The organism is Micromonospora sp. S-DT3-3-22, assembly GCF_015354745.1.
Lineage (GTDB): Bacteria > Actinomycetota > Actinomycetes > Mycobacteriales > Micromonosporaceae > Micromonospora > Micromonospora wenchangensis.
The window spans coordinates 1-12,513 of record NZ_JACGMO010000169.1; the positions used below are offsets into that span (position 1 = coordinate 1).

9 protein-coding genes are annotated in these 12,513 nt (G+C 74.1%); all 9 read left to right on the forward strand.

Translation table 11 applies throughout. From position 1 onward, the window contains the following. The coding region (locus H1A17_RS31250; RefSeq protein WP_228544583.1) for a penicillin-binding protein 2 at nt 1-1,767 on the forward strand (1,767 nt) is incomplete at its 5' end. A gap of 52 nt (nt 1,768-1,819) precedes the next feature. Continuing rightward, nucleotides 1,820-3,382: a UDP-N-acetylmuramoyl-L-alanyl-D-glutamate--2,6-diaminopimelate ligase gene (locus tag H1A17_RS31255; protein WP_194823571.1), complete on the forward strand. Its 1,563-nt coding sequence runs from the start codon at nt 1,820-1,822 to the stop codon at nt 3,380-3,382. Further along, nucleotides 3,379-4,791, forward strand: coding sequence for a UDP-N-acetylmuramoyl-tripeptide--D-alanyl-D-alanine ligase (gene murF / locus H1A17_RS31260; RefSeq protein WP_145920982.1), 1,413 nt, complete (start codon nt 3,379-3,381; stop codon nt 4,789-4,791). Before H1A17_RS31255 ends, murF begins: the two co-directional genes overlap by 4 nt. Next, on the forward strand, nt 4,788-5,924 hold the full coding sequence (mraY, locus tag H1A17_RS31265; RefSeq protein ID WP_088643039.1) for a phospho-N-acetylmuramoyl-pentapeptide-transferase: 1,137 nt from the start codon (nt 4,788-4,790) through the stop codon (nt 5,922-5,924). Before murF ends, mraY begins: the two co-directional genes overlap by 4 nt. Before the next feature lie 242 nt (nt 5,925-6,166). Further along, the gene (locus tag H1A17_RS31270) at nt 6,167-7,573 is read left to right on the forward strand and encodes an FtsW/RodA/SpoVE family cell cycle protein (RefSeq protein ID WP_145922958.1); all 1,407 of its coding nucleotides are present in this window, start codon (nt 6,167-6,169) and stop codon (nt 7,571-7,573) included. Further along, nucleotides 7,573-8,679 (forward strand): undecaprenyldiphospho-muramoylpentapeptide beta-N-acetylglucosaminyltransferase, encoded by a 1,107-nt coding sequence (gene murG, locus H1A17_RS31275; protein ID WP_194823572.1) that lies wholly within the window; start codon nt 7,573-7,575, stop codon nt 8,677-8,679. The genes H1A17_RS31270 and murG overlap by 1 nt, the downstream gene beginning before the upstream one ends. A 31-nt stretch (nt 8,680-8,710) precedes the next feature. Beyond that, a complete protein-coding gene (gene murC, locus H1A17_RS31280) occupies nt 8,711-10,183 on the forward strand; it encodes a UDP-N-acetylmuramate--L-alanine ligase (protein WP_145920980.1) in 1,473 nt (490 codons plus the stop codon). Then, the gene (locus tag H1A17_RS31285) at nt 10,180-11,004 is read left to right on the forward strand and encodes a cell division protein FtsQ/DivIB (RefSeq protein ID WP_145920979.1); all 825 of its coding nucleotides are present in this window, start codon (nt 10,180-10,182) and stop codon (nt 11,002-11,004) included. Before murC ends, H1A17_RS31285 begins: the two co-directional genes overlap by 4 nt. Nucleotides 11,005-11,244: 240 nt before the next feature. Further along, nucleotides 11,245-12,360, forward strand: coding sequence for a cell division protein FtsZ (gene ftsZ, locus H1A17_RS31290; protein ID WP_145920978.1), 1,116 nt, complete (start codon nt 11,245-11,247; stop codon nt 12,358-12,360). Nucleotides 12,361-12,513 lie beyond the last annotated feature (153 nt).

Genomic DNA, 12,513 nt, shown 5'->3' on the forward strand with positions numbered 1-12,513 from the left:
GACCGGCCCGCCGGGCGACGACCGGTACGCAAGCCGCGCCGCCCGCCGAAGCTCGCCGAGCCGCGACGCCGGCTGCGGCTGGGCACCATGCTGGTGCTCGCGGTCTTCGCCGTGATCGGCATCCGGCTGGTCGTCCTGCAGGCCGTGGACACCCCGGCGTACGCCGGTGGCGGCGTCGACAACCGGCTCACCCGGATCGACCTGCCGGCCCCGCGCGGCTCGATCCAGGACCGCACCGGCGCACCGTTGGCCCGCAGCGTCGAGGCCCGGTACGTCTTCGCCGACCCCACCATGGTCAAGGACCGCACGGAGACCGCGAAGCTGCTCTCCCCGCTGCTCGGCGTCCCCGTCTCCGAACTGGCCGAGAAGATGAAGCGGCAGGGCGGCCTCCAGTTCCGCTACCTGGCCCGGGGCGTCGACATCGCGCGGGCCAAGCAGATCGAGGCCCTCGACCTCGCCGGCATCGGCACCCACCGCGACGAGCGCCGCGAGGTGCCCGGCGGCGACCTGGCCGCCAACCTGGTCGGCTTCACCAGCCAGGACATGGACGGCCTGGAGGGCCTGGAGGCCCGCTACGACGACGTGCTGCGCGGGCAGGACGGCCGCCGGGTGTACGAGGCGGGCCTCGGTGACCTCAACGCGCCGATCCCCGGCGGCTACAGCCAGACCACCGACCCCAAACCGGGCAGCTCGCTGGTGCTCACCGTCGACCGGGACCTGCAGTTCCAGGTGCAGCAGATCCTCAGCCGGCAGATGGCGCAGACCCGGGGCGCGATCGGCGCGGCGGTGGTGCTCGACGCCAAGACCGGCGACGTGCTGGCCCAGGCCAGCAACCCGACCTACAACGCGGCGTCGCCGGAGCAGAGCCGGCCCACCGACCGGGAGGACGCGGCCACCAGCTTCGTGGTCGACCCCGGCTCGGTGCACAAGGCGATCACCTACGGCGCGGCCCTGCAGGAGGGCATCATCACGCCGGACAGCGCCTGGCCGGTCGCGAACACCGTCACCCGGGGCGGGGTGACCTTCCGCGACACCCACCCCGCCGACGGCAAGAAGCTCAGCGTGGCCGGGATGCTGGCCTACTCGTCCAACGTCGGCACCATCGAGATCGGTGACCGGCTCGGCCCCGACCGGCTGATCGACTACCAGAAGCGGTTCGGGCTGGGGCAGCCCACCGGCGAGGGGATGCCCGGTGAGGCGTCCGGGCGGCTGCTCCCGGCCGACCAGTGGAGCGGATCGTCGTACGGGTCGGTGCCGATCGGGCACAGCGTCGACGCCACCCCGCTGCAGATGGCCGCCGCGTACGCCACCATCGCCAACGACGGCACCTACGTCCAGCCGCACCTGATCAAGGAAGTGGTCGGGGCGGACGGCAAACGCACCCCCTCCGCCGCCCCGGTCACCCGCTCGGTGCTCAGCCCGGGCAACGCGGCCGCGCTGCGTACCCTGCTGGAGGCGGTGACCACGGTCGACGGCGCGACCGGCCTGGCCGCCGCGGTGCCCGGCTACCGGATCGCCGGCAAGACCGGCACCGGGCTGCGCTACGTCGACGGCAAGCAGCAACCCGGCGAGGTCGGCTCGTTCATCGGGATGGCGCCCGCCGAGGCGCCCCGGTACGTGGTGGCGGTCTTCGTGTGGAACCCCGAGGGCGGTGGCGGCGCGGTCGTCGCCCCGGCGTTCCGCGAGATGATGGGCTTCACCCTGCGTCACTACCGGGTCCCGCCGTCGCGCGGGAAATCCCCCAACTTCGAGGTCTTTCCGCGCTGACCGGGAACGGCGGGACATCATCGGTGAGTGCCGACGAACCATCGGGGCGGCTGTGCGGCCGGAACCGGACGACCGGGTAGGGTCTGACGCCGTGCCCGGCAATCCACGCCCCCGTACCGTGCCCGGAGTCCGGCTCGGCGACCTCGCCGACCGGCTCGCCGTGACGCCGCCGGCCGACGCCGCCGCGCTGGTCGTGACCGGGGTGACCCACGCCAGCCAGGAGGTCCGCCCCGGCGACCTGTACGCCGCGTTGCCCGGGGCCCGTCGGCACGGCGCGGAGTTCGCCGCCGCCGCGGCCACGGCCGGTGCGGTGGCCGTGCTGACCGACCCGGCCGGTGCCGTCGCGGCCGGCGCGACGGGGCTGCCCGTCCTGGTGACGCCCGACCCCCGGGCGGTCCTGGGCGAGCTGGCCGCCGCCGTCTACGGCGACCCGACCGACGGGCTCACCGTGATCGGGGTGACCGGCACCGCCGGCAAGACCTCCACCGCCTACCTGATCGAGTCCGGGTTGCGGGCCGCCGGCCACGTCACCGGGCTGATCGGCACCGTGGAGACCCGGCTGGGCGACCTGGTGACCGACAGCGTCCGGACCACCCCGGAGGCCACCGACCTGCACGCCCTGCTCGCCGCCGCCCGGGAGCGCGGGGTGACCGCGGTGGTGATGGAGGTGTCCAGTCACGCCCTGGCGATGGGGCGGGTCGGCGGGGTCCGGTTCACCGTCGGCGGCTACACCAACTTCGGCTCCGACCACCTCGACTTCCACGCCGACTCGGCGGACTACTTCGCGGCCAAGGCGAAGCTGTTCGACGGGCGCTGCCGGGTCGAGGTGCTCAACCACGACGACCCGGCGTTGCGTCCGCTGTTCCGGCCGGCCACGGTAAGCTACTCGGCGGCCGGCGACCCGACCGCCACCTGGTGGGCCGACCGGGTCGGCGGCGAGGGCTACGCCCAGCGGTTCACCGCGCACGGCCCCGACGACCTGGTCCTGCCCGCCGGGGTGGCCCTGCCCGGCCGGCACAACGTGGCCAACGCGCTGCTCGCCGTCGCCTGCCTGGTCGCCGCCGGGGTCGACCCGGTGACCGCCGCCGCCGGGGTGGCCGCCTGCGGCGGGGTGCCCGGCCGGCTGGAGCTGGTCAGCGGGGACGCCCCGGTGCGCGGCGTGGTCGACTACGCGCACAAGACCGACGCCGTGGTGGCCGCGCTGGCCGCCCTGCGCGACACCGGCACCGGCCGGCTGATCTGCGTCATCGGTGCCGGTGGCGACCGGGACCGGGGCAAGCGCCCGGTGATGGGCGCCGCCGCCGCCCGGGGCGCGGACGTGGTGCTGGTGACCGACGACAACCCGCGTACCGAGGACCCGGCGACGATCCGGGCCGAGGTGCTGGCCGGGGCGTACGACGCCGCCGCGGCGGCCCGGATCATCGAGGTGCCCGGCCGGCGGGAGGCGATCGCCGAGGCGGTCCGGCTGGCCGAGCCGGGTGACGTGGTGGCGCTGCTCGGCAAGGGACACGAACGCGGTCAGGAGATCGCCGGCGAGGTGTACCCGTTCGACGACCGCACCGAGCTGGCGGAGGCGTTGCGCGTCCGCTTCGGCGACCTGGCGGGTCAGCGGTGATCCCGCTGACCCTGGCCGAGGTGGCCACGGCGGTCGGCGGTCGGCTGTACGCCGTCGACCCGGACACCCGGGTCACCGGCCCGGTCGAGTTCGACTCCCGCAAGGTCACCGCCGGGGCGCTCTTCGTCGCCTTCCCCGGCGAGCGGGTCGACGGGCACGACTACGCCGCCGGTGCGGTCACCGCCGGCGCGGTGGCGGTGCTCGGCACCCGGGAGCTGCCCGGGGTGCCGATGGTGCTGGTGGACGACGCGCTGGCCGCGCTGGGCCGGCTGGCCCGCGCCGTGGTGGACCGGCTGCCCGGTCTCACCGTGATCGGGCTGACCGGCTCGTCGGGCAAGACCACCACCAAGGACCTGATCGCCCAGCTCGCCGTCCGGCTCGGCCCGACGGTCGCCCCGCCCGGGTCGTTCAACAACGAGCTGGGGCACCCGTACACGGCGTTGCAGGCCACCGGGCAGACCCGGTACCTGGTGATGGAGAAGGGGGCGCGGGGCGTCGGGCACGTCCGCTACCTCTGCGACGTGGTGCCGCCGCGGATCTCGGTGGTGCTCAACGTCGGGGTGGCGCACCTGGGCGAGTTCGGCTCGGTGGAGAACATCGCGCTGGCCAAGGGGGAGCTGGTGGAGGCGCTGCCGGCCGACGGGCTGGCGGTGCTGAACGCCGACGACCCGCTGGTCGCCGCGATGGCGTCCCGCACCGTGGCCCGGGTCGTCCGCTACGGGGAGTCGGCCGACGCCGACGTCCGCGCGGTGGACGTCACCCTGGACGGGCAGGGGCGACCGGCGTACACCCTGGTGACCCCGGAGGGGAGCGCCCCGGTGCGGCTCGGCCTGACCGGCCGGCACCAGGTCTCCAATTCGCTCGCCGCGGCGGCGGTCGCCCGCGAGCTGGGCATGCCGCTGGCCGAGCTGGCGGCGGCCCTGGGTGACCTGGGGCTGGTCTCCACCCGCCGGATGGACGTCTTCACCCGTCCCGACGGGGTGACCGTGATCGACGACTCGTACAACGCCAACCCGGCCTCGACGGCGGTGGCGCTGCGCGCGCTGGCCGGGATGCACCGGGGCGGGCGGACGTTCGCCGCGCTGGGCTACATGGCCGAGCTGGGCGCGTACGAGGACGAGGGGCACCGGGAGGTCGGCCGGCTGGCGGCCGAACTCGGTGTCGACCGGCTGCTCGTGGTGGGTGAGCCGGCCGCGCCGATCCACGAGGGCGCGACAGCGGTAAGTGACTGGGGAGGAGAGTCGGTGCTGCTCACCGATCAGGCGGCGGCCGTCGAGGTGCTGCGCAGCGAGCTACGACCGGGCGACGTCGTCCTGGTGAAGGGCTCCCGGTACCGGACCTGGGAGGTCGCCGACGCGCTTCGGGTCGACGCCTCCGGTGACGGGACCGGCGCGGGGGGTGCCGCGTGAGGGCGGTCATCGTCGCCATCGGGGTGGCGTTCCTGGTGTCGCTGCTGGCGACCCCGCTGGCGATCAGGGTGTTCGCCCGGCTCAAGGCCGGTCAGCCGATCCGATCGAACCTCGGGCTGGCCAGCAACGAGGGCAAGAAGGGCACGCCGACGATGGGCGGCGTGGTGTTCATCCTGGCCACGGTGATCGCGTACGTCGCCGGCCACCTCGCCCTGACCACCCTGCCGGACGCGCAGATCGCCCAGGTCGAGCCGACCATCACCGCCCTGGTGCTGCTGGGGCTGATGGTCTTCTCCGGCGCGGTCGGCTTCATCGACGACTTCCTCAAGGTGCGCAAGCGGCACAGCGGCGGGCTCAACAAGCGCGGCAAGCTGTTCGGGCAGATCCTGGTGGGCGCGGTCTTCGGGGTGGTCGCGCTGTACTTCCCGAGCAGCATGACCGACGCCAGCGGCGCGACGACCAACACCGAGACCGTGGGCAGCACCACGCTGAGCTTCATCCGGGACATCCCGGCCCTGGAGATCGGCAAGGTCGCCTCGGTCATCGTGATCATCATGGTGGTGATGGCGGCGACCAACGGGGTCAACCTCACCGACGGGCTGGACGGGCTGGCCACCGGCGCCTCGGTGATGGTGCTGGCCGCGTACGCGCTGATCGCGTTCTGGCAGTACCGGCACTGGTGCGCCGACCCGACGTACACCGCCAATCCGAACAACTACTGCTACGCCGTCCGGGACCCGCTGGAGATCGCGCTGATCGCCGGGGCGGCGGCCGGGGCCTGCGTGGGCTTCCTGTGGTGGAACACCTCCCCGGCCCGGATCTTCATGGGCGACACCGGCGCGCTGGGCCTGGGCGGGCTGATCGCCGGGATGGCGATGTCCACCCGGACGGTGCTGCTGCTGCCGATCCTCGGCGGCCTCTTCGTGATCATCACGATGTCCGTGGTGATCCAGATCATCTCGTTCCGGACCACCGGCAAGCGGGTGTTCCGGATGTCCCCGCTCCAGCACCACTTCGAGTTGGCCGGCTGGAGCGAGGTCAACATCGTGGTCCGGTTCTGGATCATCGCGGGCATCGGGGTGGCCATCGCGCTGGGCCTGTTCTACAGCGACTTCCTGGCCAGCATGGGCTGACCGGCCGGACGGCCACGGACGGGGGTTCCTCCTACCGGAGGGGCCCCCGTTTCGTATTTCGACACGCCGACCGGGGGGAACGGCCGGAACGGGCCGCCCGCAGCGGCGATGATGGGCGGGTGGGGGAGGACCGAGGCACGAGCACCGGGACGACGACGGAGACCCAGCCGCGGCGGGCCGCGGGCACGGGGCGTACCGCCGACCCGCCCGGCGGGCTGTCCGGGCTGGGCCCGGCCGGCGGCCTGGCGGCGCTGCGCGGCCTGCTGGCCCGCCCGTTGGCCTCCTACTACCTGCTGCTGTCCAGCGCCGGCCTGCTGCTGCTGATCGGCCTGACCATGGTCTTCTCGGCCACCAGCGTGCGCGACTACGCCGAGGCCGGCGACGCCGCCGCCTCGGTGACCAAGCAGGCCATCTTCGCGGTGATCGGCATCGTCGCGTTCTGGGCCTGCCAGCGGCTGCCGGCCACCACCTTCCGCTCGCTGGGCCGGCCGCTGCTCGGCGGCGCCGTGGTGCTGCTGCTGGTGCTCAACCTGCTGGTGGCCCTGGACGCCCTGTTCGGGCTGGAGTCCCTCGGGCCGCTGCGGGCCAACCTGCTCTGGCTCTATCTCGGGCCGATCCAGGTGCAGCCCGCCGAGCTGGCCAAGCTGGCGCTGGTGCTGTGGGGCGCGCACGTGATCGCCCGCAAGGGCGCCGCGCTGGGCTGGTGGCGGGAGCTGGCCACCCCGCTGTTCCCGGTGGTCGGCCTGCTGTTCGTGCTGGTCGGCTACAACGACCTGGGCAGCATGCTCTGCCTGCTGGCCATCGTGGTCGGGCTGCTCTGGGCGGCCGGGGTGCGGCTGCGGGTCTTCGCCGCCCTGTCCGCGGTCGGCCTGGCCGGCATCGGCCTGCTGGTCGCCGTCGCCTCGCTCGGGGCCGGCTCCGGGGCGCGCGGCCAGGAGAACTACCGGCTGGCCCGGCTCACCTCGTTCCTCGACACGCCCGACCCGGCCAAGTGCGTCGAGGACGCCTGCTGGCAGATGGTCCAGGCGCGCAACGCCATCGAGCACGGCGGCTGGTTCGGCGTCGGCCTCGGCAAGAGCAGCGTCAAGTTCGGCTGGCTGCCGGCCGCCCACAACGACTTCATCTTCGCCGTCATCGCCGAGGAGCTGGGCGTGGTCGGCTGCACCGTCATCCTGGTGCTGTTCGCCGTGCTGGCCTACACCGGGCTGCGGATCGCCCGCCGGGTCGCCGACCCGTTCCGCCGGCTCGCCGCCACCGCGGTCACCGCCTGGCTGGTCGGCCAGGCCGTGATCAACATCGGTGGGGTGACCAAGCTGCTGCCGCTGACCGGCGTGCCGCTGCCGTTCATCTCCGACGGCGGCAGCGCCCTGGTCGTCACCCTGGCCGCGGTGGGCATGCTCGCCTCCTTCGCCCGCGCCGAGCCCGACGCGGCCCGGGCCCTGCACGCCCGTCCGCCCGCCCGATGGGTCCGACTAGTCTGGGCCCCGTTGCCGCCGCTTCCCGGTGCGCGGAGCCGACCGGCGTCGCCACCGGCTGCCCCGGGGTCCGTACCCCGGGCGCGCGGGCGGCGACCCGACGATCAGGCCGTACCGCGCGGCGTCCGGCAGGACCGGACCCGGGGCGGGCCGGCGAGCGAGAGGAGACGCTGATGGGTCCGCTGCGTTCGGTGGTGCTCTGTGGAGGGGGCACCGGTGGGCACATCTACCCGCTGCTCGCCTTCGCCGACTGCCTGCGCCGACACGACCCGGGCGTCCGGATCACCTGCCTCGGCACCCCCAAGGGCCTGGAGAACGAGCTGATCCCGCCGGCCGGCTACGACCTGCGGCAGATCCCCGCCTACCAGCTGCCCCGCTCGGTCAACATGGGCCTGGTCCGCACCCCGGACCGGATGTGGAAGGCGGCCCGCGCCGCCGGCAAGGTGATCGACGAGGTCGCCGCCGACGTGGTCGTCGGCTTCGGCGGGTACGTCTCCGTCCCCGGCTACCTGGCCGCCTGGCGGCGCGAGATGCCGATCGTCATCCACGAGGTGAACGTCCCGCCGGGGGTGGCCAACCGGCTCGGGATGAAGTTCACCAAGAACATCGCCGTCGGCTTCCCGCACCAGCCGGCCCAGGCCGAGGCGCTGCGCGACGCCCGGGTGGTCGGGGTGCCGCTGCGCCGGGGCATCGCCGGGCTGGACCGCAACGCGATGCGGGCCGCCGCCCGCGCCCACTTCGGACTCCGGCCCGACCTGCCGGTGCTCTTCGTCGCCGGTGGCTCGCAGGGTGCCCGGTCGATCAACCTGGCGGTCTCCGGCGCGGCCAAGGAACTGGCCCGCAACGGCGTGCAGGTGCTGCACGTGATGGGCGCCCGCAACGAGCCGGTGCCGATCCCCACCGACCTGCCGGTGCCGTACGTGGCGCTGCCCTACCTGTCCGAGATGGAGCTGGGCTACGCCGCCGCCGACCTGATGCTGGCCCGGGGCGGGGCGATGACCTGCGCCGAGGTGGCCGCCATCGGGCTGCCCACCATCTACGTGCCGTACCCGCACTCCAACCAGGAGCAGAAGCGCAACGCGCTGCCCGTGGTGGAGGCCGGCGGCGGGCTGCTCGTCGACGACGCCGAGCTGACCCCGGCCTGGCTGGAGCGCACCGTGCTGCCCCTGCTGCGCGACCCGCAGCGGCTGTACGCGATGGGTGCCGCCGCCGCCGCGTACGGGCGACGCGACGGCGACGTGGCCCTGCTCAACTTCGTCTACGAGGCGGTGGCCCGGTGAGCCGGTCCAGCGCGACGGGAAGGTACCTGGCATGAACACCGCGCAGTTCACCCCGGCCGGCACGCTCACCGCGGAGGACCTGGGCCGGATCCACCTGATCGGGGTGGGCGGGGTCGGCATGAGCGGCCTGGCCCGGCTCTTCCTCACCCGGGGCCTGCCGGTCTCCGGCAGCGAGCTGCGCGAGTGGCCGTCGCTGGCCGGGATGCGGGCGCTGGGCGGCACCATCCACATGAGCCACGAGGCGGCCAACCTCGACGGGGTGGACACCGTCGTCTACTCCTCGGCCATCCCGCAGGACCACCTGGAGATGGTGGAGGCGCGGCGGCGCGGGCTGCGGGTGCTGCACCGCTCCGAGGCGCTGGCCGCGGCGATGACCGGCCGGCGGACGGTGGCGGTGGCCGGCACCCACGGCAAGACCACCACCACCTCGATGGTGACCATGGTGCTCCAGCAGGCCGGGGTCGACCCGTCCTTCGTCATCGGCGGGGAGATCTCCGAGGTGGGCTCCGGGGCGCACCACGGCACCGGCGAGCACTTCGTGGTCGAGGCGGACGAGAGCGACAGGTCGTTCCTGATCTACCGCCCGTTCGTCTCGATCATCACCAACATCGAGGCCGACCACCTGAACACCTACGGCGACCTGGCGACCCTGGAGGCGACCTTCGCCGAGTTCGCCCGGCTCACCGACCCGGCCGGGTACGTCATCACCTGCGCCGACGACCCGGGCGGCCGGCGGCTGGCCGAGACGCTGCGCGCCGAGGGCCGGCGGGTCTGGACGTACGGCGAGGCGGCCGACGCCGACCTGCGGCTGTCCGAGATGGCCTCGTCCGCCCAGGGGGTGCGGTACCTGGCGGCGCTCGACGGCCGTTCGCTGGGCGAGATCCGGCTGCCGGTGCCGGGGCGGCACATGGGGCTCAACAGCGCCTCGGCGGTGCTCGCCGCCCACCTGCTCGGCCTGCCGGTGGCGGCGGCGGAGGCGGCGCTGGCCGCGTTCCCCGGGGTCCGCCGGCGCTTCGAGCGCAAGGGCGTCGCCGACGGGGTGCTGGTCTACGACGAGTACGCCTACCACCCGACCTCGATGACGCTGGCCCTGCAGACGCTGCGGGAGGTGGCCGGCGACGGCCGGCTGATCGTGGTCTTCCAGCCGTACCGGCTCTACCGCACCCGCGATCTCCAGGCGGAGATCGCCGCCGCCCTGGGCATCGCCGACGAGCTGGTGCTGCTGGAGGTCTTCGGCCCCGGTGAGCTGCGCCAGCCGGGTGAGGGGTCGGTGGCGTTGCTGGCGGCGGTGCCGCTGGACGCGGCGCACAAGGTCTTCGTGGACTCCTGGGACGACGCGCCGGTGGAGGTGGCCCGCCGGGCCCGTCCCGGCGACGTGGTGGTGACCATGGGGGCTCCGCCGATCTCGCTGCTGGGCGACCAGCTGCTCGACGCGCTGACCGCCCGGGTGACCGGGCCGGCGACCGGGTCGGGTCGGGACGGCACGGCCTTCACCACCGGATGAGTCCGGGCCCGGCCCGGGGCCGTACCGGTCGTGCCGCGGGCGCGGACGGCGGCCCCCGACGTGGCCCGGCGCGGCGCTGGCAGCTCGTGCGGGCCGGCAGCGACGCCGTTCCGCCGTCCACCCGGCGGTTCATGGCGCGGGCCCGGCAGCGGCGGATGCGGGCCGCCCTGCCCTGGGCGGTGCTGGCCGGGGTACTGGTCCTCGCCGCCCTGGTGGCCTGGACGGTGCTCGGCTCCGGCCTGTTCGGGGTGCGCGAGGTCCGGGTGGAGGGGGCCCGGCTGGTCACCCCGGTCGAGGTGCGTGACGCGGCGGCGGTGCCGGACGGGGTGCCGCTGGCCCGGGTGGACCTGGCGGCGACGGCCCGGCGGATCGGCGGGCTGCCCCCGGTGGAGCGGGCCACGGTCCGCCGTGACTGGCCGGACACGCTGGTGGTGACGGTGGTGGAGCGTACGGGGGTGGCGGCGGTGCCGCGCGACGACCGGTTCGTGGTGCTCGACCGCAGCGGGGTGGTGTTCCGCGAGCTGCCCCGCGCCCCGCAGGGACTGCCGGTGGTGCGGTTGGCCACGCCGGGGCCGGACGATCCGGGCACCCGGGCGGCGTTGCAGGTGCTGGCCGTCCTCACCCCGCAGCTGCGGGCCGTGCTGGTCGAGGTGGGCGTCGAGGGGCTGGCCCGGATCGGGCTGACGCTGCGCGACGGGCGGACGGTGGTGTGGGGCGACGCGACCCGGGGCGAGGACAAGGCGCGGGTGGCGACGGCGCTGCTCGGTCGGAAGGCCGACACGATCGACGTGAGCGCGCCGGACGTGGTGACCTTCCGGTGAGGTCCGCAGCGAACGTGAGTCGTTACGCTCCCGGCGGCGACACGCCGGTGGGGTCCTTGGCTCTCGGCGTGGGGGCGCTTACGTTGCCCCGAAGAGGACCAGTGGTTGACATAACTGTAAGCCTCTAGTAGAGGGTTAGGGTTCACCTCTGATCCTCGCTGGTGACAGCTCGTCGACCACCGGTCTGGGCCACGCCGTACCGGGGCGGTGCGAGCCAATCTCGAAGGGAAAGGACCGGAGATGACACCTCCGCACAACTACCTGGCGGTCATCAAGGTCGTCGGCATCGGCGGCGGCGGCGTCAACGCCGTCAACCGGATGATCGAGGTTGGGCTCAAGGGCGTCGAGTTCATCGCGATCAACACCGACGCGCAGGCGCTGTTGATGAGTGACGCCGACGTCAAGCTCGACGTCGGCCGGGAACTGACCCGGGGGCTCGGCGCGGGCGCCAACCCCGACGTCGGCAAGAACGCCGCCGAGGACCACCGCGACGAGATCGAGGAGGTGCTCAAGGGCGCCGACATGGTCTTCGTCACCTGCGGCGAGGGCGGCGGCACGGGCACCGGCGGCGCGCCGGTGGTCGCCAACATCGCCCGCAAGCTCGGCGCGCTGACCATCGGCGTGGTGACCCGGCCGTTCTCCTTCGAGGGCAAGCGCCGCCAGGTGCAGGCCGAGGCGGGGATAGACGAGCTGCGCAACCAGTGCGACACGCTGATCGTCATCCCGAACGACCGGCTGCTGGCCCTGGGTGACCGGGGGATCAGCATGATGGACGCCTTCCGCACCGCCGACCAGGTGCTGCTCTCCGGTGTCCAGGGCATCACCGACCTGATCACCACGCCCGGTCTGATCAACCTGGACTTCGCCGACGTCAAGAGCGTGATGAGCGGGGCGGGCAGCGCGCTGATGGGCATCGGCAGCGCCCGGGGTGAGAACCGGGCGGTCGAGGCGGCCGAGGCGGCCATCTCCAGCCCGCTGCTGGAGCAGAGCATGGACGGCGCGCGGGGGGTGCTGCTGTCCATCGCCGGCGGCTCCGACCTGGGCCTGTTCGAGATCAACGACGCCGCGCAGCTGGTCACCGACGCGGCCCACCCGGACGCCAACATCATCTTCGGCGCGGTCATCGACGACGCGCTCGGCGACGAGGTGCGGGTCACCGTGATCGCCGCCGGCTTCGACGGGGGCACGCCCGCGTACAAGGCGTCCGAGTCACCGCGCAAGAGCAACCAGAACCAGCCGACGCCGCAGGCCCCGGCGGTCACCGCGCCGGCGTCCATGCCGCCGCCGCAGCAGTCGCCGCGCCGGGTGCTCTTCGACGACGTCGACGTGCCCGACTTCCTCAAGAACGGCTCCTGATCCCGCCGATGACGGACAACCACGCGGGCGACCACGCCGCCCCGCCCCCGTCGGGCGGGTCCCCGGCTGGTCGCGCCACCGCGTCGCCGACCGGGCGGGCCGGCCGATGACCGCTGCGCCCGATCCGGTGGGTGCGGACCGCCGCGCCGCGCT

Bases quoted from the DNA above. Each gene is read 5' to 3' on its own strand.
- murG (WP_194823572.1), top strand. From the start codon at position 7,573: ATGGGTCCGCTGCGTTCGGTGGTGCTCTGTGGAGGGGGCACCGGTGGG.
- murC (WP_145920980.1), top strand. From the start codon at position 8,711: ATGAACACCGCGCAGTTCACCCCGGCCGGCACGCTCACCGCGGAGGAC.
- H1A17_RS31285 (WP_145920979.1), top strand. From the start codon at position 10,180: ATGAGTCCGGGCCCGGCCCGGGGCCGTACCGGTCGTGCCGCGGGCGCG.
- ftsZ (WP_145920978.1), top strand. From the start codon at position 11,245: ATGACACCTCCGCACAACTACCTGGCGGTCATCAAGGTCGTCGGCATC.